Source organism: Anoxybacillus sp. ST70 (genome assembly GCF_019553625.1).
GTDB classification, from domain to species: domain Bacteria; phylum Bacillota; class Bacilli; order Bacillales; family Anoxybacillaceae; genus Anoxybacillus; species Anoxybacillus gonensis.
Genome location: NZ_JAHZOF010000016.1, coordinates 1 through 23,559, shown reverse-complemented (window position 1 = coordinate 23,559; position 23,559 = coordinate 1). Strand labels below are relative to the sequence as shown.

Sequence of the window (23,559 nt, the reverse complement as noted above, 5' to 3'; positions counted from 1 at the left end):
GAAAAGAAAAAAACGCTCAAAGGCGAGCCTTGAGCGTTTTTATAAGTAACGAATGAATATATACGCGTGTGAAATAAGCAAGGAAATGAGCGTCAGCGGTGCCCCGATTTTTAGAAAATCAAAGTAGCTAAATCCATGACCTTCACGCGAAGCAATCCCTGCAACGATGACGTTTGCAGATGCTCCAATTAACGTTCCGTTTCCACCTAAACAAGCGCCAAGCGCTAATGACCACCATAAGACGTCAATTTGTGCTGAGTCTGGAGATAACCCCATGCCGACAGCCATATCTTGAATGAGTGGGATCATCGTTGCAACAAACGGAATGTTGTCAATTGTTGCAGAAGCGATTCCAGACACCCAAAGAATTAAATAAGACGCATAATGAATATTTCCTCCTGTGATTTCCAATGCTTTCTCGGCCAAACTTTTAATAAGCCCGATATCGACGAGCCCCCCAACGAGTGTAAACAATCCAGCAAAAAAGAAAATGGTTGTCCACTCAACAGAAGCGAACACTTCTTCTAAGTCGTGTTCTTTTACGCCGATCATCATTAAAATGACAGCGCCTGTCATTGCGATGACTGCCGCATCGACGTGAATCACTGAATGGAGCATAAAACCTAAAATTGTTAATCCAAGCACAGAAACGGACTTTTTCAATAGTACGGCATCTTTAATGTATTGTTTTTCATCGAGTTTCATGAGCCGTTCGATGAGCGCAGCATTTGCTTGAAGACGTTTGCGATAAAACACGTACAAAATAGCAATAACAACAGCCATGATGACGAGAACAACAGGACCTAAATTAAATAAAAAGTCGTTAAACGTTAAATGTTTATTGGCAGAGCCGATCATAATGTTTGGCGGATCTCCAATTAATGTTGCTGTACCACCGATATTTGAGAAAAGCACTTCAGAAATTAAAAACGGAACAGGGTCTACTTCTAACATACGTGTAATAGAAAATGTAACCGGAACAATTAACAAAACGGTTGTCACATTGTCGAGAAAGGCAGAAAGAACAGCTGTCAGCAATGATAAAATGACTAAAATGTTAATTGGGCTTCCTTTCGCCATTTTTGCAGCTTTAACCGCAACATATTGGAAAAAGCCAGATTTGCTCGTAATGCTAACAAGGATCATCATACCGATTAAAAGCGTGATTGTTCCCCATTCGATATGATGCGTGTATGCTTGATGTAAATCAACGATGCCGAAAATAATCATAAAAGCGGCACCTAATAAAGCGATGACAGCACGATTCACTTTTTCTGAGATGATAATGGCGTATGTAATCAAAAAGATTGCAATGGCCGCATAGTATTGAAAATTGCTTACTTCATGAGTGATTGCCTCATGCACGATCTGTCATTCCTTTCTTTTTTACTTTTTTAGTGGCTGGGAGCAGCTTGGACATGTTAAATGCGTCGTGTCAGCGTTTACATTGCGAATATAAAAAGAAAACCCGCAGTTCGCGCATTCGATTTGTGATAAGCGATCGATAAACAATTTTGTGGATGGTGACCCTTGTTTCGTTGTATCGATAACTTCCACATGCACATGCTCACGGGAATCGTCTTCTGCAAGCACTTGTCCTTCTGTTTCTTCTTTTACCCGCCATCCGTGATCTAAAATATGTTGCTCTAGTTGGCTATGAGAAGAGTTTGCTAACATATCTTCAGCTAATGTCATCAACTGTTCATTTGTTAAAGATTCAAATGGAATTTTTTGTTTTTGTTCGTTCCAATACCCCCTTAATTGTGCTTCTGTAAATACGAATGTGATGACTTTGTGGATCACGACGTTTTTCAAACAAATACGCCTCCCCTTTTTTGTTTACGAATCCAATTATATTCCTTTTTGCGAAGTGATACAATTGTCTTTATGATATAATGAGTGAGAAGATATATGGAGAGGTTGATTGTATGACTGACATCATATTTGGATTGTTTTTATACTTCCCAGAAGATAAAACAGAGTACATTCCTGCTGCCATTTCATTTACGGCATTTTTTATTGCGGCTGTGTTGACGATGCGGGCCATTATAAAAATTTCAAAACGTCAAGAAGAAAAAGCGAAGCAATTAGAAGAACAGCTGAAAAAACAACAAGTAAACGACTAAATGAACAAAAACTGGGCATAATAAGCTGTAAATATGTAGTTGGAGGGCTTATTGTGCGTCAAATGATTATATGTGTCGTTTTATTTCTTTTGAGCGGATGTATGGAAGAGAAAGTGAAAAACGTCGATGTCAATATGATAAATGAAGATAGTGACTCGATTGGGACGATTAAAATGTCGCAGCAACCTGAAGGAGTGAAACTCGATATTGATTTAAAAGGGCTGCCTCCAGGAGAACATGCGATCCATATTCATGACAAAGGAACATGCGAACCACCTACATTTCAATCAGCTGGGGAACATTTCAATCCAGAAGGAAAAGAGCACGGTCTCCTTCATCCGGAAGGAGCGCATGCAGGCGATTTACCGAATTTAATTGTAAAAGAAGATGGAACGGTGAAAGTGCAATTGATGGCTCCGAATGTCAATTTGTCAGAAGAGAAAAACGGCCTATTCACCAAAAACGGAACATCGATTGTCATCCACGAAGGAAAAGATGATGGGATGTCTCAGCCAGCAGGAAATGCAGGCAAGCGAATCGCATGCGGCGTGATTAAAAAACGGTAGTCGCAAGCGATGTCGTCTTGCTTATTTTTTTGAAAAAATGCGTGCATTTTTTTCTAAATTGTGTGAAAATTTATGGCAGGGGGGATTTGTATGAAACTAACTGAAAAAGAAATTGAAATTGTTGAATTGTTAGAAAAAAACGCGCGTCTGCCGATTGATACGATGGCGAAAATGGTTTCTCTATCGGTTTCAGAAGTAGAGGATATAATAAAAAAATTAGAAGAAGCGAAAGTGATTGTACAATATGCAACGATCGTGGACTGGCGGAAAGTAGATGGCCATGAAGGGGTGACAGCAATGATCGATGTCAAAGTGACACCGAAGCGTGGCGTTGGATTTGACGAGGTAGCCGAACGTATTTATCGCTTTCCGGAGGTTAAGTCTGTCTATTTGATGTCTGGTGCCTACGATTTATCTGTTGTCATTGAAGGACGTTCCATGTCTGAAATTGCCCATTTTGTTTCTGAAAAATTATCGACGCTCGATTCCGTCATTTCAACGACAACCCATTTTATTCTAAAGAAATATAAGCATGACGGCACCGTGTTTGAGCAAGGTGATCAAGATCGAAGAATCGTGGTGGCTCCGTGATGCAAAAGACGAAAACATATATATCTGACACTGTATCACGCTTAAAACCGTCTGGTATTCGTCGCTTTTTTGATTTAGCGGCAAGTATGGAAGGGGTCATTTCACTTGGAGTGGGCGAGCCCGATTTTATTACCCCTTGGAGTGTGCGGGAAGCTTGCATTTTATCATTAGAACAAGGCTATACATCATATACAGCGAACGCAGGTTTATGGGAGTTAAGAAAAGAAATTAGCGACTATGTAGCGCGTCGATTTCATGTGTTATATGATCCAGCTGATGAAATAATTGTGACGGTTGGGGCAAGTCAAGCGCTCGATGTGTCGCTTAGAGCCATTGTGAATCCAGGTGATGAAGTCATTGTTGTTGAGCCGAGCTTTGTTTCGTACGCACCGCTTGTTTCATTAGCTGGAGGTGTGCCAATTCCCATTCAAACGAGTGGAAAGCATCAATTCAAATTGCAACCAGAGCAAATTGAGCAAGTTGTGACGCCGAAAACGAAAGCGTTAATCATTTGTTCGCCAAACAATCCGACAGGAGCGGTGTTGAATGCGAAAGAATTGATGCAAATTGCGCACATTGTCGAAAAGCATGATTTGCTTGTCATTTCGGATGAAATTTATGCGGAGTTATGTTACGACGAACAATACACAAGCTTTCCGGCAATTGATCGCATGAGAGAGCGAACGATTTTAATTAATGGATTTTCGAAAGGCTTTGCGATGACAGGATGGCGCCTTGGATTTATTGCTGCACCGAGAGATTTCGCTACGGCGATGTTAAAAATTCATCAATACACGATGATGTGTGCACCGACGATGGCGCAATATGCTGCCATTGAAGCATTACAAAATGGAGCGGCTGATGTCGAACAAATGAAAAAAAGCTATCGGCAACGACGCAACTTCTTTGTTCAATCATTGAATGAAATCGGCCTTTCTTGCCATATGCCGGGAGGGGCGTTTTATGCATTTCCGTCCATTCAGTCAACAGGCATGACATCAGAGCAGTTTGCAGAGCGTTTATTGTTAGAAGAGAAAGTAGCTGTTGTTCCCGGCCATGTGTTTGGAGGAAGCGGGGAAGGATATATTCGTTGTTCATATGCATCATCGCTCGAACAATTGCAAGAGGCGATTCGGCGCATGAAGCGATTTCTTGAACGACTGTAAAAAAAGCTGACGCGCTGTCAGCTTTCTTTGTTGTATTTCAATTCATATAACATTTGCATGACGCGCAAAAAGTCTTCTTCACTAAATTCTTTTGCTTTTCGCAAAATAAGTTTTGCGCGCTTAATGCCAATTTCTTTAATTAAATATTCGATTTCTGGATCGAGACTAGATGAATTGGATAAATCGGCACGCTCTAATAATTCAGATGCAGGGACATCGAGCGCAGTGCAAAGTTTTAAAATAGTTGGTGTGTCAGGCACTTGCTCCCCGGATTCGTATTTTTGAATGGTTGCTACCCCTACCCGAACTTTCATGGCCAACTCTTGTTGTGACATATTTCGCTGTTCCCGATACATGCGAATATTTTCACCAATTGTACTCATTTATTCTCCCACCTCTCCAAAATTCGTTTACATATTTATCATACCATGTTCCTATTTATCCCCGTGCACAAAATTAACACTTTTTCAGTGAATTATGTTACAATTTTTCAAAAAACGAGGAGTGTTTCATTTGGAGTGGAAGGAAGGTGCGATTGTTACGGGTGTTGTGACGGGAATACAGCCATATGGGATATTTGTATCGCTTGATGAACGAACTCAAGGACTCATTCATATTTCAGAAATTACAGATGGGTATGTAAAAAATATTTATGATTATGTGGATGTAGGAGAATGTGTTCGGGTAAAAATTATCGCGATCGATGAAAAAACGAAGCGAATTAGCTTATCGTTGCGTGATGTTGATCATGACACAACGAATATCGAAACCCCTTTAGGATTTCAACCGTTAAAAATGCAACTAGAAAAATGGATTGCTGAAGCGAAAAAAACGTACAACTCACCGAATGATCGGTGAGTTGTACGTTTATGTTCTCGATATTTTTGGTTCTGTACGTCCGAGTTCTTCCGTCGGTTTAAACAGCAATACAAGGTTAATGAGCCCAGCAATTCCGACGAGAGCGTAAACAATGCGAGCGAAAGCCGATGCTTGACCACCGAAAATAGCTGCCACAAGATCGAAGCGGAAAAAGCCAATGAGCCCCCAGTTTAGCGCTCCAATAACAGTAAGCAATAGTGCGATTCGTTGTAACGTGCTCATGTTCATCCTCCTTTAAAACATCGTATTCATTTATAGAATGGATCATTTGAAGAGAAGTATGCATAAAAAATGCAATTTTCTTTACTTATTTGTTTCTTTTGGAAATAATGAAAGGAAGGAGGGATAAACATGGAAAATTTCGTTTTTCATAATCCAACGAAATTAATTTTCGGTAGAGGACAGATTGAACATTTGAAAAAGGAACTTCATTCGTATGAACGCATTTTAATCGTATATGGCGGAGGAAGCATTAAGAAAAATGGCGTATATGATGATGTCATATCTATTTTGCGTTCATTAAATAAGTCTTGGACTGAGCTTGCTGGTGTTGAACCAAACCCTCGTTTATCTACTGTGCAAAAAGGGATTGACATATGCCGTCAAGAAAACATTGATTTTATTTTAGCGGTTGGAGGCGGAAGTGTCATTGATTGTGCCAAAGCCATTGCAGCGGGGGCGTTATATGATGGGGACGCATGGGATTTTATTTCACGAAAGACGACAGTTCAACGGGCACTGCCAATAGGAACAGTATTAACGCTAGCAGCGACAGGATCAGAAATGAATGCAAATTCTGTTATTACAAATTGGGAAACGAAGGAGAAATACGGTTGGAGCAGTCCGGCTGTCTTTCCTACATTTTCGATTTTAGATCCCGTTTATACAACAACTGTTCCGAAAGACCATACAGTGTATGGCATTGTTGACATCATGTCGCACGTATTAGAACAATATTTTCACCATGCGCCAAATACGCCATTACAAGATCGTATGTGTGAGTCCATTTTACGAACTGTAATTGAAACGGCTCCAAAACTTATTGAAAATTTACAGCATGTTGATCATCGTGAAACAATTTTATATTGTGGAACGATGGCCTTAAATGGAATTTTACGCATGGGGCTACGCGGTGATTGGGCCACACATAATATTGAGCATGCTGTGTCGGCGGTGCATGACATTCCACACGCAGGTGGGTTAGCTATTTTATTCCCGAATTGGATGAAGCATGTGCTTGATGAACATGTGGAGCGTTTTAAGCAGCTAGCTGTTCGGGTGTTTGACGTTTATCCAGAAGGAAAAGGAGATCGGGAAATTGCGCTAGAAGGAATTGAAAAGCTTCGAGCGTTTTGGAATAGCATAGGTGCTCCTTGTCGATTAGCAGATTATCATATCGGTGAAGAATCATTGCCAATAATAGTAGAAAAAGCGATGGCGTTCGGCCCATTTGGTAATTTTAAAAAGTTGCACGATGATGATGTCATGGCGATTTTACAAGCCTCATTGTAAAGTGCGAAAAATGTCATAATGAATCCGTTTACATTATTTTCGTGAACTTGATTCTCGATGTTTATTTCGCTAAAGTGAAAGAGGATACAATCATTGAGGAGGAAACGTACATGACGCATATTCAGTTTGACTACTCAAAAGCGTTGTCTTTTTTTGGTGAACATGAATTAACGTATTTGCGTGATGCAGTGAAAGTGGCACATCATGCTCTGCATCAGAAAACAGGACAAGGAAACGACTTTTTAGGATGGATTGATCTCCCTGTCGCATATGATCGCGAAGAGTTTGCTCGCATTCAACAAGCAGCTAAAAAAATTCAACAAGACTCTGATGTATTGTTAGTCGTCGGCATTGGTGGTTCTTATCTTGGTGCTCGTGCGGCAATTGAAATGTTGCAACATTCTTTTTACAACGCGCTCCCAAGCGAAAAACGAAAAACACCGCAAATTATTTTCGTCGGCAACAACATTAGTTCTACATATATGCGCGATGTTATGGATTTACTGGAAGGAAAAGATTTTTCCATTAACGTCATTTCGAAATCGGGAACGACGACAGAACCAGCGATTGCATTCCGTATTTTCCGTAAACTTCTTGAAGAAAAGTACGGAAAAGAAGAAGCGCGCAAACGCATTTATGCAACAACAGACCGTGCGCGTGGAGCGTTAAAAACGTTAGCGACAGAGGAAGGATACGAAACATTTGTTATTCCAGATGATGTCGGTGGACGCTACTCTGTTTTAACAGCGGTCGGTTTATTGCCAATTGCCGTAAGCGGAGCGGATATTGAGGCAATGATGAAAGGGGCTGCCCAAGCACGCGAAGATTTCAGTAAATCAGAACTAGAAGAAAACATTGCTTATCAATATGCTGCTGTACGTAATGTGCTATACAACAAAGGGAAAACAATTGAGATGCTTATTAACTACGAGCCAGCGTTACAATATTTTGCTGAATGGTGGAAGCAATTGTTTGGTGAAAGTGAAGGAAAAGACCAAAAAGGTATTTTCCCAGCTTCTGCAAACTTTTCGACAGACCTTCATTCGTTAGGGCAATATGTGCAAGAAGGTCGTCGCGACTTGTTTGAAACTGTATTAAAAGTAGAAACACCACGTCATGAGTTGACGATTGAAGCAGAAGATAACGACTTAGATGGATTAAACTATTTAGCAGGAAAAACAGTTGACTTTGTCAACACAAAAGCGTTTGAAGGAACATTGTTAGCACATACAGACGGTGGTGTACCAAACTTAGTTGTAACGCTACCACGATTAGATGAATATACATTCGGTTACCTTGTTTACTTCTTTGAGAAAGCGTGTGCGATGAGCGGATATTTACTTGGAGTCAATCCGTTTGATCAACCAGGTGTAGAAGCATACAAAGTGAACATGTTTGCTCTTCTTGGTAAACCTGGATACGAAGAGAAAAAGGCTGAGCTTGAAAAACGATTGAAATAATGAAAAAAAGAGCTTTTCCTGGGTGCAGGGAAAGCTCTTTTTTTGGGCATGATAACAAACAGAGGAGGAGTGATCGATATGATTGAAATTCCATCTGCATTAGAAGGAAAAACATTTTTATTAAATGTGTTAGAACAGGAATTAAAACCTCTCGGCTATGTGATCGGTGGAAATTGGGATTACGATCACGGTTCGTTCGACTATAAGATGGCGGATGATGTTGGGTACCAATTTTTACGCCTTCCATTCGTCGCGATCGATGGACAACTGGATTCATATGGGGCAACGGTTGAATTGAAGCGCCCATACGTCTTATGCCATAAATATCAGCGTGGCTTAGATGACAATGTGCATATTGGGAATATAAACGCATCATTTAATCAATTTTCTGAGCCAGAAGATCCCGATGCAACGGTACCTGATCAATATGTAGCTATGGCAAAAACGCTCGTCAAAGATTTAGAAGAACGGTTATTGCGCTAATACGATAAGTTCATCTGTCGACTGAATGATCGTATGCGACGGTGGATTAATTACAACATGTTGATTGTTTGCGACACCGATAAGCAATATATCTTCTTTTTTTAATTCCGTAAGCATTGACGCAAAAGACATCCCGTTCCATTCGTCGCGCATAGCCAACCGTTTGATTGGATGTTTTTTGAATTGCTCGACGTCGTTTAATATGTTTGGAGATGAGAGGCAATTGGTCATTAAGAAGCTGATCCATTTATTTGTTTCAATCGTTTCATCTGCCCCAGCGCGCTTTGCATTATCAACTTGGGTAGTTGTTAATATTTCCACAACAGTATACACGGATGGATGAAGCGCTTTTACTGTTAAAAGGGTGACGATGGATGCTAAATCGGCCTCCGTTTCGTTTTTATGTTGATTGGCAGTAATAATGACGGTGCGGGCTTCAAATACGTTTGCTTTTTTCCACACATCGTCATGCGTCGGATTTCCTTTAATGAAATGAACGTGTTTCGGAACATCCCAACGTTTTAGTGTCTCATCGATCACGAGACACGGAATGTCGGGCGGCATGAGAGCAAGTAGCTGGCGAATGCGTTCATTCCATCCGACTAAGATGACATGTCCCCCTTTTGTATAAGGGAGTTCCCCAGTTGATAAAGCGTTTTCTTTTGAAAGTGCTTTTGTAGATAGCGTGACAAAATAAGCTGAAACAAAAGCTGTACCGAGCAAAATGAGAGTGATAGCGACAAGTTTACCACCCAATGTTTTCGGTACGAGGTCGCCATAACCAATCGTTGTTGTTGTAATGAGCGCCCACCATATGCCGTCGAATGCTGTTAAAAATGTCTTTGGCTCGACGACATGAATGATCATCCCAAATAAACAGATAATTGTTGTAATGGTGAATATGATTCGTATCAGTGGAGAAAGTCGCCAATATGAAGCGAGAAATTCATACCATCTCATCTATTTTCCCTCCTGTTTTATTATTGTAGACGAGATGGTGTCATTTCTTACATATTTTCTCTCCAAAAGAAAATAATATGAACGAAAGGAGGGGCGCTGATGGATATGCATCGCATTAAACAAATTGTTTCTTCGCCAGATGATATTCGGGTATGTTATCACGGTCAATCTGTTTGGATTGATGGGTACGATGAAGCGAATCGAACAGCTACCGTACATATGCGTGGCCGGGAACATGAACGTCACATCGTTCCAGTAGAAGAACTAACAGAAGAGTAAAAGAAAAACCCTTGCGATGCAAGGGTTTTTTGATGGAGCATACCGGGTTCGAACCGGTGACCTTCGCGCTGCCAGCACGACGCTCTTCCAAGCTTGTCAGTTACACTACCCAAAATCCTTGAAAAACAGCTTCGTGTTTTATTCAAGTAAAAGTATAGCAAATAGCATTTATTACGTGAATATGACGGTGAATCCAAGAAACGATTTTTATAAAAGGATGGGAGTGCATTTTGCAGTTGCTATTTTTCTGTTTTTTATGATAATATGAATAGTGTCCATAATGAAAAGTGTCATAAGAATGGGGCATTAGTTCAGTGGGAGGGCGTCATTGTTAGAATGACTGCCCTTATTTACTAAAAATCGGTTTAAAGAAATTTTAAAAGTGATTTCCACCCGGTCTATAAAAACAACAATTTTGTCAATTACTGTACTTAACATCATTTTCTTTTTTTCCACTGATGCCTTTTCAAATACTTCTCTCCATACAGGAATGTATCTCTGCAATTCCTCCATTTCAGACAGTTCTACCTTCTTGGATTCTAAATCTAATTTTGCTTTATTGATCGATTCTTCCAACTCCCTTAACTCATTTTCTTTCTGATTAATAAGGTCATTAACAACTTTTGCATCAAAGAGACTTTCCCCCATGATTATTTTGAGTGCTTCATCTCTTAATTTCACTAACGCAGAATTCACTTTGTCAAATTCGCTTTGGAGCTTTTTTAACGTTTTAACCTCTTTATCTAAAGAAATTATGGCATGGATATAGGGGTAGAACTAGGTGGGGAAAGTTTGACGCTTACATATATTTGAAATTAAGCCTGATACAGATTTGGGCAAAAAGTAACTATTCAGCCCAGTGCTAGTGTATAAAAAAGCCCAGCACAAATAGGGCATTTCGGTCATAGAAAATGCCCTAGGTAGCGGAAAGAACTCGATCGATCGTTTCGCCTGCCAACAGAAGACACAACGAGTCCCACACGTTTTTTTCGTGTTTCGTCAGTGTGGAAACGATGCTTCTTGTGATACAAAAAGACTGGGCGAATGTTTCTTCGCGAAACGTACCCGAGATGTTCTCTTTCACTTTGACCATGCGAAGATCTCGTTCGGCTTGGTTATTGTCAAAGGGAACATGAGCTTCATGTAGGAAACGCAACGCTTCTTCCTTTCGTTTTTGAAGGCGTCGAACAAAAGCGAGTGCTTTTTTCGGAAGAGGCGTCTTCGCTTCCAATCGGTGCTGTGCTTTCGCTAGGATGCGATCATACACTCGTTCCCACCGTTTCGCTTCTTCTTCGGAAAGTGCACCGTGATGGGCTTCGACGGCTTGTTTGGCGGCTAACAGAAACGTGGTCATGCGCGCTGCCCACGTATGCCCTTGTTCGATGAATCCTTTTAACTCACGCAAATGGTGGGCATGACAAAGGGCATGGGTGGCATGTGTGTATTTCGGATACGTACCGAACGCATCGTGCATCATCGTCCCTTTGATGTTAGACTAAAAAGTAGACACAGATTATTATAGTAATAATAGACTAAAAAATGAGGTGTCTACATGACAAAAAAACAAAGGCGGTACGAAGAAGACTTTAAGCGTCAAACGGTTCGTTATATTTTGGAGGAAGCGAAATCCGTTGCACAAGTGGCTCGGGAGCTCAAAATTAATGAAAATACGCTTCACGGTTGGGTGAAAAAGTATAAGCAAGAACCAGAAATATCAGAAACCCAAACTTTTCGAACTGAAGACCACGAAGTTCGTGAACTGAAGAAACGTATTCGGGATCTAGAGGAGGAAAACTCCATCTTAAAAAAGGCGATGCACTTCTTCGCGAAAGACCATCGGTAAAATATTCATTTATCCATGAACATCGCTTCGATTACCGATTGGAGAAGATGTGCGAAGTTTTGAAAGTTTCTCGAAGCGGTTATTATAAGTGGCGTGATCGTCCCAAAAGTGCTAGACAAGAGCGCCGAGAAGAATTGACGCAGGAAGTGCGTCGTGTGTATATCGAATCCCGCCAATTGTATGGGAGTCCAAAGGTTACCAAAAAGCTCAATCATGAAGGAATTAAGGTTTCACAGAAGACGGTCTCCCGCATAATGAAAGAAAAGGGAATGAAGTCTCGTACCGTAAAAAAGCATAAAGCAACCACTAACTCGAAACATAACCATCCGGTTCATGAAAATGTCTTAAACCAAAATTTTACTGTTACAAAACCAAATGAGGTGTGGGTAGCTGATATCACATACGTTCCAACGGATGAGGGTTGGCTTTATCTAGCTAGTGTTATGGATTTGTATTCAAGGAAAATAGTCGGCTGGCATATAGATTGTTCAATGAAAAAGGAGCTAGTGTTGAGCGCTTTAAAGCAAGCATACCAGCGTCAACAACCACAAGGATCTATCCTCCATCACTCTGATCGAGGGAGTCAATATGCTTCAAATGACTATCAAGCTAAGCTAATTGAATACGGTATGAAATGTAGCATGAGCCGCAAAGGAAACTGTTATGGCAACGCTTGTATCGAATCATTTCATGGGATCATAAAAAAAGAACTAATTTATCAGACTCGTTATAAAACAAGGGAAGAAGCAAAAAAGAGCATATTCGAGTATATAGAAATATTTTACAATAACAAACGTATTCACTCCGCAACAGAGTATTTTTCACCATCTGAATACGAACGTATGTACTATAAAAAGGGAGCTTAATGAGCATATTAATAGAAAAATGAGACCCGAAAATTTACCTTTTAAAAATAATTAGGACAGCGTCGTAATTGTTTTTAAAAGGCCACCAAGCGATAGCGCGGTAGCTGCTAAAAACTTATAAATTTTTGTGTCTACTTTATTGACCTAATATCAAAAGTCAAAGAGAACATTTCGGGTACGTTTCGCGAAGAAACATTCGCCCAGTCTTTTTGTATCACAAGAAGCATCGTTTCCACACTGACGAAACACGAAAAAAACGTGTGGGATTCGTTATGTCTTCTGTTGACGGGTGACACGCTTGATCGCGTTCTTTCTACCACTTAGGGCATTTTCTATTACGGGGATGCCCTATTTGTGTTGCGCTTCTTTACACACTACTATCGGAGTGAATAGTTACACTATAAATACAAAATATATGATATAATACCTATTTGAGTATTTATGTTAAATTTTTACTAAAATTTTAGAGAAACGAAAAAAGAATACTTGAAAGAACTAGAGCAAATAGAAGATGTAAATGTTTCTGGTGCAGATCTTTTTTCATTCTTAGGTAATAAAGGTAGATTCTGCACCTTGACGGTAGAATGCATGCCTCCATGCAATTAACTTTTAAAGTTCTGTCTTAATATGTGGGTGAAAAATCATCGCAATTGGAAATTTGTTTTTTGATGACTGTAAAAAGGTAATAGTTAAAAAGTCATTTAAGAAAAAAAGTTTAATTTTTTTAGGATTATTATACCATTTTTCTAAAATATATTGTATAATTCCTTTTGTAAGGAGGTGAAAGACATGACATCCAAACAAAAAGAAATTATGTTTGAGGAAATGGAGAAAGAATATTTGAAAGAATTAGAGCAATTTGAGGATGTAAATGTTTCTGGTGCGGGTCTTTCTTCATTCCTAGGTAATAAAGGTAGATTCTGCACCTTGACGGTAGAATGCATGCCTTCATGCAACTAACTTTTAAAGTTCTGTCTTAACATGTAGGTAAAAACGACAGAATTTCCAGAATCTTATATAGGGAGGGATATAAAATGTATTCAAATTCTCAAAGTCTTAAAAAGAACGAAAAGAACGAAATGATTCTTAAAGAGATTTCAAATGCAGAAGGAATTAACGGGGGTACTACTACACTTCCGTGTATAGGAATTACTGTGACAATTTCAGTAAGTATGTGCCCAACAACTAAATGTACATCTAAATGCTAAATGCATAGTTATATATAATTTGATCTACTATTTCTACCTAGCAATAATTCTTCAATGCATAAAAACGGTAACACGTCGGTTGGTATTACTAAGTGTTCCGTATCAAAAAATTAATCCAGTTTAATATAGTATAGTAAAAATACTAAGATATTGGCTCTTTCTGTGGTAAACGGAAAGAGCCAGATGAATTTTTAACGGGGGTTACTTTATTATGTTTAGCAAAAAAGTGCCATATGTTGCTCAAGTTCAAGAGTCGGAGTGCGGACTCTGTTGTGTATCTATGATTATGAGATACCATGGTGAAAGAGTATCAGTAAAAACACTTTCAAAAAAAGCTGAAGTTGGACGCGATGGCATTAGTCTCAATGATATGAAAAACATTCTTATAGAGTTCGGTTACGACGTTAAACTTTATGAAGCCAGTAGTTCAATGCTACAAAAAATAAATGATCAACCATTGATTATATTCTGGAATAATTCTCATTTCGTAGTTTTAGAGAGAATTAAAAATAATAGCTTCGTAATAGTAGACCCTAGTATAGGGAGAATAACAGTTAGTAATGAAGAATTTAATAACCATTTCAGCAATATAGTTCTATGGTGTAAACCGAAAAAAGACAAAACAATAATAAAAGAAAAAGAAAATTATTTAAAGGTATATACTGACTTTTTTAATAGTCATAAAGGGATTTTTTTACTTATCCTTTTTATATCGGTCCTAAGTTACGGAATGACACTCATAACTCCCAATATAATGAAATTTTTAACAGATAATTATGACAATATAGAGAAAGTAAAGACAAGCAAAAATTTATTGTTAATAGCATTAGCCATTTTCATATACATATTTGTTTTCATTATTAGAAGTTTACTAATAGTTAGATTTTCAGCCTTAATGGATAAAAGTATCTATGAGAAAGTTGTAAAAAAGCTTTTGAGCGTTTCTTACAGCTTTTTTTTAACTCGAAACTCTAGTGATTTAATGTATAGACTGGGGTTGCTAAAAACGAATCGGGAGTATCTAATTAATACAGTTTTAAAAGGAATAATTGATTTTGGTATGGTGCTAACTATTAATGTAATTATGTATAATGTAAACCCTATACTATTTTGGTTTACAACTATAATAAGTATATTTATGGGACTAATCTTACTATATATAAGAAAAAAAATTCTTACTAATCATCGTTTAGAGATCATTGAGGGCACTAAATTGCAATCTCTTGAATATGAGACTTTATCTGCTATGTTTACAATAAAAGCATCTAATCAAGAATCTTTTATGAAAGGTCTTTTATATGAACAATATCAAAAAGCCTTGAAATTATACCAGAAAAGAACGTTTAATAACGATCTATACTCCATGGTAATCTCTCTCTTTTCAACTTTTGGACCGGTCTGTTTATTTTTGGTAATACTTTTTGTTCTTGACGGGCAAATTAGTATAGGTGAAGCGATATTTGGATATACATTATTGGGTATTTACTTTTCCAGCTTAGGCAGTATTTTCACAGCCTTTAATGTGTATGGAACATTAAAAAATAATCTTGAACGTATAAGCGATATATTAGAACATCCATCGCAAGATAAAAATAAGAACTCTATAAAAATAAAATCAATTGATACAATTGAATTTAAAAATGTTTCTTTTAAATACCCTGGACAAAAGGAATATGTATTGAAAAATCTCAATTTTACAATTAATAAGGGAGAAAAGGTTGCGTTTGTCGGAAAAACTGGGTCCGGAAAGTCTACTATAATAGGCCTGTTATTAGGATTATATCCACCTGCAGAAGGTGAAATATTAGTGAATGGATTCAATATTCAAGATATAGAAATGGAGAGTTTCAAGTCTTTAATAGGTTTTGTACCACAAGAACCTTTTATATTTAATAAATCTATAAAAGATAATATCTTAATGAATCAAGAATATCCTTTGTCAAAAGTGGAAGAAGTAGCGAAAATCGCACAAATTGACAAAGAAATTAATAATATGCCTATGAAATATGAAACTGTTATTTCTGAATTCGGTCACAATATTTCAGGGGGACAAAAACAAAGGATTATCTTAGCTAGAGCTCTTATTCACGAGCCGGAATTAATAATACTTGATGAAGCAACAAGCTCTGTTGATAATTTAACAGAACAATCCATAACCTCCTATTTTAATAACAATAATAAAACTCAAATTATAATAGCACATAGGTTATCTACAATAGTTAATTCAGACATGATATTTGTAGTTGAAAATGGAACTATAACAGCTTCGGGAACCCATAAGGAATTACTAGAGACGAGTTTAACTTATAAACGTCTAAACATGGAAAGTGAGGTAGAACCTGTATAATATGGATGTTAATAGCTTGATCCAATCTTTGAGTAAGTATCAACCAATTAGTGATTATGATTGTAACAAATATAAGTTTGGTTTCATATATCATAGAATACTGGGTTACGCTATAGAAAATAATTATGATATTGATATAAAATTGCCTACATTTAAGGGGATTTTAAAAGATCTCCATTCTTTTTCAATGAGAGTTATATCTAGGAGTATCACTATTTACCTTAATAATTTGTATAAGGATCAAAAACATAAATACGGAGACTTTCCCTTATTTTTTGAACATTACAAAAAGGATTATGCTTGTAAACCTAATAACTTTATTGAATTTTTTAATATTTTTAAGCAGGCTTTAATCATTCTTTACAATTATTATAATCAAATGCTGAATAATTATACTTATATTCTTAAGATAATAGAGAATAATAAATATGCAATCATGGATAAGTTTTCCATAAACGAATGCGATTTTAGAATAGCTTCATTAGACTTAAATAAAGGTGATAAGCACAATGACGGTTTAGGAACTGCATCATTTGAAATTGATGGTAATACTTTTTTTATAAAATGGAAAGATCCACGTGCAGAAATAAATCACCAATATTTATTCGAATATTTCAAAGAAGCTATTTATGGTGATTCAGAAAAAATTGATTTAAATATTTTAATTTTGGATAAATTGTTATATATACAAAAAGCGATAGAAATCGAAGAAGTAAATTCTATTGATAATTATTTTCGTAATGTTGGTATTTTCTTATTCGTTACCTATTTAATTTCAGGGTCAGACTTTCACTATGAAAACATTGTTTCAACGTATAATACTATTGTGACTATTGACTCGGAAAATATTTTCAATATTAAAGAAGATTTTACAGTTTATGATACAGCTTTAATACCTTCATTCTCTATAAGAGAAAAAACCTTAGCTGCATTCTCTAATAACTTTGATGGTGATTTAGATATACTAAATTACGAATATAGGATTACACAACAAGGAATAGAAACAATTGAAAAAGTTGAGAAAAAAGTTAGTAATAATATGAATGTTCCTTTATATAAAGGGAAAGAATTACTATTTTACCTTAATAAAGATTTAATAATAGAAGGTTTCGAAAAGGCATATAATTTTTTTCTAGAAAACACAAAGAACATAATAAATTTAATAAAAAAATTATTTACCGATGTCCAGATTAGAGTTATTAAAAAACCTACTTATGTTTATAGTGACGCTATATGGTCGAGTTATTCTCCAAAACTTTTAACTGATCTTGATTGTCGAAAGGAATTTTTTCGTAAATTAAGTATTTTTGATGAAGATGAAATAGAATTTTTATTGTTAGGAAATATACCTTATAAATCAAAAAAAATTAAAATCAAAGAAGACTATTTTAATAAATTTGATAATAGAGATAAAAATAGACAAATTAAGTTTATTGTCGAATCTTATATTTTAGAGTACATACGGAAAAATAGGGGGCTAATAAAAGAGGATAAGGTTAAAGACCCATATCATTACGAAAATATAGATATAGACCAGATATTTTCCTATTGCTATAAAAATTTGCTAGACAAAAGCCTTATAGATAATAATAATATTACTTGGTTAGAGATTGTTGAAAAAGGTAATGAAAGGTATAAAGATTTTGAAATAGACTATATGCCGAATACACTATACTACGGAAAAACTGGAATATTTTTATTTTTATTAAAATACATTCAACACTATGAAATTGCAAAAGAACAAAAAAAAGAACTACTTAATCAAATACAATGCTTTATAGAAAATTTTGTAGATGACATAAAAAAATTACCAGATATTCAAAATGGAATACTAGATGGAGCAGCCGGCCTTTTATACTTACTTACAGAATTTAAAAAGGAAGTAAATGTAACAGAGAAAGACATCGTTTCCTTAGCAGAGTTATTAAGCAAAAATGTGATCTATGATAAATCATTTGATATAGTATCTGGAAGTGTGGGACTGCTAAAAATATTGATTAAAATGTACGAAGATAGTTCTTTCTGTTCCTTCAATAATACTCTTCTCAAATGTATACTAAGAGTTAAAGATTATCTTGTAGTAAACTATTATAGAAATAACGGAATTTGTGGTTGGCCTTCTAAGGGTTTAAAAGATGTCGACATAAGTTTAGGCTATTCTCATGGACTTGCGGGATATTTACCAGTATTATATAAATGTGCTAATTTACTTAACGATAATACTTTACATTCAATAGTTGATGAAGGGATAGAATTCTTAATTTCCCAGCACAATAGAACTAGTAAAAATTGGCCTTGTTCAGTCAAAAATACTAAAGAACTAGTTAATTGGTGTCATGGTTCCCCAGGTATTTTATTATGCATGATTGAACTTTTTAATTATGGGTATAATAGAATCGATTTAAAGTCAATAATTATGGATAATATACCAATATTGCTAGAAACTGAAAAAGAGTCCTTTTCCTTATGTCATGGTAGTTTCGGGAATAATTTTATTGGCTTATATATTGCTTATTCCTTAAAAAATAAAATCCTATATGACAGATTTCTTAATAAAATATTATCTGATTTTAGATACTATTTTACAAAGGATAAGATAAACTTTATGAACAAGTCTTTCATGACAGGTTACTCCGGAATTCTTTACATCTATTTAAAATTTAAAGAACTTAATATTATAAACTAATAGGCTAGTTGAGCACTAGTGCTCAACTAGTCAAAGAGTAAAGGGCGAATGAGAGAGTAAATACTATCGGGAGCTGTTTCAAAACTATAAACGGAATAATTCATCCGTTTATACAATCGATACAATACACTATTGTTCTTACTAATGAAAAGGTCGTGTTCTTTTTTCTTAGATTAGATGTTCATTTTGTGGTATCTATAGATAAATTCTTCCACTAACAACCTCTCGGATAGTCATGCTGGAATTGATTCTTGGGATACTTTTTCCGCCGATTATCGTCAGAGAGTAATCAGGTGTTGGACGTCCCCCATACCCGTCAAGTTTAGTGTTAAGGGTCGTTGTGTCCATACGCAATGTTTGTGATCATTAGCTGAAGAAAAAGAATACCACATGTTTTAGGCATGCCAAATAACCCTCTTGGAGAGTGTTATTTGGCGTTTTTATGAATCTAATCAATAAATACCCAATTTAACCAAGAGATCCGATGCCGTTTCTTTTCCTTTCCTTCGATCCTTTCTTCCATGTTTTTTCAATAGAAGGAGGAGAGAAGAAAGGCTGATTTCTTCCTTGGATAGGCGCAAAAGCAGTTTGTTGCCAATACGTTCGAGCTTGAAACAGAAAGGTCTGAGTCACCAAAATGGCAATCAACGTCCCATATACATGGCATTCGAACCGTTCTTTCTTCATCTTTTTCACTTTCTCCAAATCAAAAACGGACTTCCACGCTTTAAACAGCAGTTCAATTTGCCACCGCAAAGAATAAAGCTCATAAACCTGTTGCCCATCAAACGACTCTTGTGGTAAATTAGTCAGTAAGATGTGGTATTTCTTTTGTTCGAGGGTTTGGCGTGTCAGCGCCTTCCCTTTTCTTTTTTCCCTTTTTCGCACATACGCCATCCGTTTTTGCCATTCTTCTTCCGTCAAACGTCGAAAAATCAAGCGTGGGATATACAAACGCTCATGCCCGATGTATACATGTTCCATTTCTACTGATTCCCCTTCCTTTAATTGATTCCCAAGAGATTCCCAATCCCATTCCTTCCACTGGCTATTCTCTTTGATATACACTTTCATATCGGAACGGAGCCGAGTAATATAATACGCTCCTCGGGCGTCGATCTCGGTTAGTGCGGCAACGGAGAAAAAGCCCAAATCCCGAATACATAGGTCATTCGGCAAAATCGTGTGCTGGGCATGATAGGCAAAACGGGCGTCCGAGTCATTGGCCGATTGAGCGCATAGTTGAAGACAGGCACCAGACAACAAGTCATATTCAAACTGAATTTTCGCTCCTGATGAGACGGAACCTCGGTAGTCCTCCCCGTAGTCGGCAGGAACCAAAAAACTGGTCGAATCCAAAATCCGCAAGCGAGTAAAACACGTCCGGTAGGTTTGGATGGTGGACCAAAGCAATGGGGGTTGTCGTTGGAGGAGAAGGAAAAACACTTCTCGCAAAAACGCCACGGCTCGCTCGGTAAAGCGCTGATTCAATCCTTCGCTGGACAGGGAACAGTCATGGCGGAGCGTGAGAGACGTACATAACCGTTGGAGTGATTGTTGTGCCAGTGAGCCATCTCCCCATGCACAAAGAGTCAAAAATGCTTCTGCCGTTAATGCTCGTTTTCGTTGGATAAATCCTGTTTCTTGAGCAAGATGAGTCAATGTCTCAGGCGAGAAAAGTTGGCGGATGGTTTTCATCCATGCTTGCATTTGATTTTCCATAGAAAAAATCCTTTCTAACGAAGAGTATTCGCTAGAAAGGATACCATATTTTTAACGGTGTACAAAGGCCCAAATTCTTAACTTGATGGCTATGTGGACGTCCCCGCATACTGGCTATCTATTTTGCTGGTCATAGTAGGTTGAACGGTCGACTTTGAGCATCCCAGCATTTTTGAATCGGATATTTTTTCAGTAAGTGAGGGCTCTTCTCTTTATTTATACAATTACGTAAAATCGCGGTTTCTAAGTCTTTCTCTTCCAATAGCTTCTTTAATTGCCTGTTTCCTTCTCCCAACTTTTTTACTTCTGGAAAAGAATGGGTCAATAAGACTTTTCCTGACTGGCCTCTTGACACTCTTTTATCCATCGTTAGACGAGATTGGGATCTAGATTATCCAATGTTTGATTCCTAAATTCTATATACATCCAATTTAAAATTTTAACCTCTGGTTCACGCAGCACACCCCATGCGACGTAACACTTCATCTAGATGTTGTAAGACGTACTGTTCAAAGCGAGTAATGGATTGGGCAATGTCGTTTTGATCCTTGTGAAAAACGTTGGCAATCACTTCATCTTTCAACCACTTCCACAGCCGTTCGATCGGGTTCAACTGTGGAGAATACGGCGGCAAAAAGATGAAATGAAACGCATCGCCTTCCTCGCCATCAAGAAAGGCTTGCACCATCTTGGCATGATGAATGCGCGCATTGTCTAACACAAGCACGAGGAATTGATCGGCATATTTCTCTTTCAATCGGCGCAAAAAGTCCAGGAACGTTTCGGCATTGGCAGATGAAGTACGATGGAAAACCACATCGCCTTGTTGAACATCGACGGCGCCAAAAATAGAAACGTGGGCATGGTGACCGTAGCTTGGCACTTGTTTTTGATTTCCTACTTCTGCCCATGTCGTACGTAGCGCTTGATAAGCACGAACATGTGTCTCATCCACATAAAACAGCATGGCATTCTCGGTAATTAGTTTTTTTTTATAAATTCAAGTTCTTTTTGAAAGGCAGCTTGACGCTTGGCGTCTCCTTTGACTAGCTTGTAAGTCGGACGTGTCCATGACAAACGAAGACGATGCAACAACTTACAAATGCCTTCACGTGACATCGAAACGCCATAGGTATGTTGAATGTAAGATTGTAAAATGCGCGTGTTCCATGATGAAGCGATGCCCCAGCCAGCATCCACAGGTGTGGTGGTTAACACGAGTTGTCTAATTTCTTGTTGTTGTTCTTCCGTAAGAAATGGCACGCGACCAGGTGGTAAGCGACGATCGAGTAGATGATCGAGCCCACCTTGATTAAAACGTGCAACGTAGAGGGCAACCGATTGACGGCATAGATTGACCATTTTCGCGACATCTTTACCGAGGTGACCTTCCATGACAAGACGAACAGCGGTCACCCGAACGCGAAGCGAAGCATCTTTGATTTTCCGTTCTTGTTTCCGAAGTGTTCGAGGTGTCCAACCGTGATCATTTGTGATTTTCAAACGTTTCATGCCAATTCCGCTCCTTTTGTATAGAAATATTTAGGAGCAGTATAGCCATGAAAAAAGGTGTTCATACAGAAGTCATCGTTTTAAAGTGCATGTATATAGCACTTCTTTCACCATCTATAATTCAAATTCTTTCAAATGTTTTCCTCTTTTCATGTATATTAAACGCCCCTTTATTTAGTCACTTCGATTATACAAAACTACTTTATCGATGGGGCTGACCCATAAGTGTCTGACCTCACGTGCATTTCACAATATACCGCTCATTTATCCAATGTTATGTCCTATATATTGTGTTGTGGGGTCTGACACTTTGCTTTTGGGTCAGCCCCAATATCTTAACTAACATACTCTATTAAGCTAAATCTAATTATTTTTTCAAAATGAGAGCAACAACAATTAAGCATACACCTAGAGATATACCATGAATAGTGTATATCCCCCATTGAGTATTATTTAGATTGAAGATATATTTTGGGGTAATATAATTTAAAATTGCTTGTGTTAAGATGTAGGTTACTACGCCTAGTACTATGGCCGATAACATTTTAAAAAATGTCATTAAAAAAACCTCTCCCTTACGTAATAATATATGCATGCAATGGCCCCACTAAATAAAGATAGAGAGATACCAAGAGTCAAATATTGTTTTTCATAAGTTAAATCGTTTTCCGCGGTTAGTAAGTAAAAACATAGAAATACAATTAAAGAGATACATACGACTTTACTAACCTTTAATTGTATTAAATTTTTTCTTTCGTCTTTTTTACCAAGTTTATAATTTAAAAAAACAATGGTGATTGTAGACAATATAAAAATTATTAATATAATCCCAACAAATACATTGAAATGACTTATATCATTTTCAATCCATAGATCAATTCTGTTGAGCATCATTTCCTCCTTCATGATAAGTAAAAATATCCTCAATACTGACATTAAAATATTTTGCTATTCGAAAGGCTAGTAATAGAGAAGGTACGTATTTATTTTTTTCCATTACTAATATAGTTTGTCTGGATACGCCCAGAACTTTTGCCAGCTCTTCCTGAGTTAACTTATTCAAAACACGATATTCATATACTTTATTAGTTATTTCATCATTTTTTTTTCATTTAATCATTCCCTTCCTTTATGACTTTACGATACTATATTTTACTAGTTAAACGTCAACGCTCAATTAATACTGGAGTAACAGGGGAATACTTAGCTAAAATGTTTTCTATATATAACTGTAGATGAGCAAATTCGCTAACATAAATTTACAACCAAACAAAAAAGGAGACATGAACCCGATTCCTTGGTTAAAATAGATGTGCCACAACTATCCACAAGGAGGTTCATGTCTCATGAATA

Annotated in this window: 25 protein-coding genes and 2 pseudogenes; 16 read left to right on the top strand and 11 right to left on the bottom strand. The window is 37.2% G+C overall.

What is annotated here, in order from left to right:
- Positions 1 to 39 precede the first annotated feature (39 nt).
- Positions 40 to 1,365, bottom strand: a complete 1,326-nt coding sequence (locus K1I43_RS14635; protein WP_019417393.1) for an ArsB/NhaD family transporter — start codon at positions 1,363 to 1,365, stop codon at positions 40 to 42.
- 21 nt (positions 1,366 to 1,386) lie between these two features.
- On the bottom strand, positions 1,387 to 1,815 hold the full coding sequence (locus K1I43_RS14630; RefSeq protein ID WP_026011614.1) for a hypothetical protein: 429 nt from the start codon (positions 1,813 to 1,815) through the stop codon (positions 1,387 to 1,389).
- 113 nt (positions 1,816 to 1,928) lie between these two features.
- Between K1I43_RS14630 and K1I43_RS14625 the strand changes: the two genes are divergently transcribed.
- From K1I43_RS14625 to K1I43_RS14610, 4 genes are all read left to right on the top strand, one after another.
- Positions 1,929 to 2,126: a hypothetical protein gene (locus K1I43_RS14625; RefSeq protein ID WP_009362218.1), complete on the top strand. Its 198-nt coding sequence runs from the start codon at positions 1,929 to 1,931 to the stop codon at positions 2,124 to 2,126.
- Between the two features lie 62 nt (positions 2,127 to 2,188).
- A complete protein-coding gene (locus K1I43_RS14620) occupies positions 2,189 to 2,692 on the top strand; it encodes a superoxide dismutase family protein (protein WP_033383368.1) in 504 nt (167 codons plus the stop codon).
- Between the two features lie 90 nt (positions 2,693 to 2,782).
- Complete coding sequence (locus tag K1I43_RS14615) at positions 2,783 to 3,283, top strand: Lrp/AsnC family transcriptional regulator (RefSeq protein WP_009362216.1); 501 nt, start codon at positions 2,783 to 2,785, stop codon at positions 3,281 to 3,283.
- Complete coding sequence (locus tag K1I43_RS14610; RefSeq protein WP_009362215.1) at positions 3,283 to 4,449, top strand: aminotransferase; 1,167 nt, start codon at positions 3,283 to 3,285, stop codon at positions 4,447 to 4,449. Before K1I43_RS14615 ends, K1I43_RS14610 begins: the two co-directional genes overlap by 1 nt.
- Before the next feature lie 17 nt (positions 4,450 to 4,466).
- Here the strand turns inward: K1I43_RS14610 and K1I43_RS14605 are convergent, their stop codons facing one another.
- The gene (locus tag K1I43_RS14605; RefSeq protein WP_009362214.1) at positions 4,467 to 4,832 is read right to left on the bottom strand and encodes a helix-turn-helix domain-containing protein; all 366 of its coding nucleotides are present in this window, start codon (positions 4,830 to 4,832) and stop codon (positions 4,467 to 4,469) included.
- 130 nt (positions 4,833 to 4,962) lie between these two features.
- Between K1I43_RS14605 and K1I43_RS14600 the strand changes: the two genes are divergently transcribed.
- Positions 4,963 to 5,307 (top strand): CvfD/Ygs/GSP13 family RNA-binding post-transcriptional regulator, encoded by a 345-nt coding sequence (locus tag K1I43_RS14600; RefSeq protein ID WP_019417391.1) that lies wholly within the window; start codon positions 4,963 to 4,965, stop codon positions 5,305 to 5,307.
- Between the two features lie 9 nt (positions 5,308 to 5,316).
- Here K1I43_RS14600 and K1I43_RS14595 read toward each other — a convergent pair whose 3' ends face one another.
- A complete protein-coding gene (locus tag K1I43_RS14595) occupies positions 5,317 to 5,550 on the bottom strand; it encodes a DUF378 domain-containing protein (protein WP_026011613.1) in 234 nt (77 codons plus the stop codon).
- 129 nt (positions 5,551 to 5,679) lie between these two features.
- On the opposite strand from K1I43_RS14595, the gene K1I43_RS14590 reads away from it, so the two are divergent.
- The 3 genes from K1I43_RS14590 to K1I43_RS14580 all read left to right on the top strand — a co-directional run bounded on the left by K1I43_RS14590 (position 5,680) and on the right by K1I43_RS14580 (position 8,783).
- A complete protein-coding gene (locus tag K1I43_RS14590) occupies positions 5,680 to 6,840 on the top strand; it encodes an iron-containing alcohol dehydrogenase (protein WP_009362212.1) in 1,161 nt (386 codons plus the stop codon).
- 110 nt (positions 6,841 to 6,950) lie between these two features.
- Positions 6,951 to 8,300: a glucose-6-phosphate isomerase gene (locus tag K1I43_RS14585; protein ID WP_075039558.1), complete on the top strand. Its 1,350-nt coding sequence runs from the start codon at positions 6,951 to 6,953 to the stop codon at positions 8,298 to 8,300.
- A gap of 78 nt (positions 8,301 to 8,378) precedes the next feature.
- A complete protein-coding gene (locus K1I43_RS14580; protein ID WP_009362210.1) occupies positions 8,379 to 8,783 on the top strand; it encodes a YugN-like family protein in 405 nt (134 codons plus the stop codon).
- On the opposite strand, the gene K1I43_RS14575 is transcribed toward K1I43_RS14580, so the two are convergent.
- Positions 8,772 to 9,743, bottom strand: a complete 972-nt coding sequence (locus K1I43_RS14575; RefSeq protein WP_035067392.1) for a potassium channel family protein — start codon at positions 9,741 to 9,743, stop codon at positions 8,772 to 8,774. The two genes, K1I43_RS14580 and K1I43_RS14575, sit on opposite strands and share 12 nt — an antisense overlap.
- A 99-nt stretch (positions 9,744 to 9,842) precedes the next feature.
- Here K1I43_RS14575 and K1I43_RS14570 point away from each other — a divergent pair, with 99 nt between their 5' ends.
- Positions 9,843 to 10,022 (top strand): H-type small acid-soluble spore protein, encoded by a 180-nt coding sequence (locus tag K1I43_RS14570; protein ID WP_009362208.1) that lies wholly within the window; start codon positions 9,843 to 9,845, stop codon positions 10,020 to 10,022.
- 306 nt (positions 10,023 to 10,328) lie between these two features.
- On the opposite strand, the gene K1I43_RS14565 is transcribed toward K1I43_RS14570, so the two are convergent.
- Both K1I43_RS14565 and K1I43_RS14560 read right to left on the bottom strand, forming a co-directional pair.
- Positions 10,329 to 10,718: a hypothetical protein gene (locus K1I43_RS14565; protein ID WP_012575906.1), complete on the bottom strand. Its 390-nt coding sequence runs from the start codon at positions 10,716 to 10,718 to the stop codon at positions 10,329 to 10,331.
- A 220-nt stretch (positions 10,719 to 10,938) separates the two neighbouring features.
- Positions 10,939 to 11,508: pseudogene (locus K1I43_RS14560) on the bottom strand (IS66 family transposase); the annotation flags it as partial.
- A 66-nt stretch (positions 11,509 to 11,574) separates the two neighbouring features.
- Here K1I43_RS14560 and K1I43_RS14555 point away from each other — a divergent pair.
- The 7 genes and pseudogenes from K1I43_RS14555 to K1I43_RS14525 all read left to right on the top strand — a co-directional run bounded on the left by K1I43_RS14555 (position 11,575) and on the right by K1I43_RS14525 (position 18,972).
- Positions 11,575 to 12,731 (top strand): IS3 family transposase gene (locus tag K1I43_RS14555; protein WP_220382688.1). Its coding sequence is split into 2 segments (ribosomal slippage): positions 11,575 to 11,833 and positions 11,833 to 12,731, totalling 1,158 coding nucleotides; the frame shifts between segments, so codons are not numbered across the junction.
- A 153-nt stretch (positions 12,732 to 12,884) separates the two neighbouring features.
- Positions 12,885 to 13,055: pseudogene (locus K1I43_RS14550) on the top strand (IS66 family transposase); the annotation flags it as partial.
- 162 nt (positions 13,056 to 13,217) lie between these two features.
- Positions 13,218 to 13,337: a lichenicidin alpha family lanthipeptide gene (locus tag K1I43_RS15895; protein ID WP_094240519.1), complete on the top strand. Its 120-nt coding sequence runs from the start codon at positions 13,218 to 13,220 to the stop codon at positions 13,335 to 13,337.
- A 183-nt stretch (positions 13,338 to 13,520) separates the two neighbouring features.
- The gene (locus K1I43_RS14540; protein WP_094240521.1) at positions 13,521 to 13,691 is read left to right on the top strand and encodes a lichenicidin alpha family lanthipeptide; all 171 of its coding nucleotides are present in this window, start codon (positions 13,521 to 13,523) and stop codon (positions 13,689 to 13,691) included.
- Between the two features lie 74 nt (positions 13,692 to 13,765).
- Positions 13,766 to 13,939, top strand: coding sequence for a class II lanthipeptide, LchA2/BrtA2 family (locus tag K1I43_RS15890; protein ID WP_220382687.1), 174 nt, complete (start codon positions 13,766 to 13,768; stop codon positions 13,937 to 13,939).
- 211 nt (positions 13,940 to 14,150) lie between these two features.
- Positions 14,151 to 16,286: a peptidase domain-containing ABC transporter gene (locus K1I43_RS14530; RefSeq protein ID WP_094240522.1), complete on the top strand. Its 2,136-nt coding sequence runs from the start codon at positions 14,151 to 14,153 to the stop codon at positions 16,284 to 16,286.
- A 16-nt stretch (positions 16,287 to 16,302) separates the two neighbouring features.
- Positions 16,303 to 18,972, top strand: a complete 2,670-nt coding sequence (locus K1I43_RS14525; RefSeq protein WP_220382686.1) for a lanthionine synthetase LanC family protein — start codon at positions 16,303 to 16,305, stop codon at positions 18,970 to 18,972.
- A gap of 468 nt (positions 18,973 to 19,440) precedes the next feature.
- Here the strand turns inward: K1I43_RS14525 and K1I43_RS14520 are convergent, their stop codons facing one another.
- The 4 genes from K1I43_RS14520 to K1I43_RS14505 all read right to left on the bottom strand — a co-directional run bounded on the left by K1I43_RS14520 (position 19,441) and on the right by K1I43_RS14505 (position 23,299).
- Positions 19,441 to 20,694 (bottom strand): IS4 family transposase, encoded by a 1,254-nt coding sequence (locus K1I43_RS14520; protein ID WP_012575902.1) that lies wholly within the window; start codon positions 20,692 to 20,694, stop codon positions 19,441 to 19,443.
- Between the two features lie 451 nt (positions 20,695 to 21,145).
- Positions 21,146 to 21,649, bottom strand: a complete 504-nt coding sequence (locus tag K1I43_RS14515) for an IS630 family transposase (protein ID WP_318256412.1) — start codon at positions 21,647 to 21,649, stop codon at positions 21,146 to 21,148.
- Between the two features lie 26 nt (positions 21,650 to 21,675).
- On the bottom strand, positions 21,676 to 22,206 hold the full coding sequence (locus K1I43_RS14510) for a helix-turn-helix domain-containing protein (RefSeq protein ID WP_012575900.1): 531 nt from the start codon (positions 22,204 to 22,206) through the stop codon (positions 21,676 to 21,678).
- Positions 22,207 to 23,080: 874 nt separating this feature from the next.
- Positions 23,081 to 23,299: a helix-turn-helix transcriptional regulator gene (locus K1I43_RS14505; protein WP_035063627.1), complete on the bottom strand. Its 219-nt coding sequence runs from the start codon at positions 23,297 to 23,299 to the stop codon at positions 23,081 to 23,083.
- Between the last annotated feature and the right edge of the window lie 260 nt (positions 23,300 to 23,559).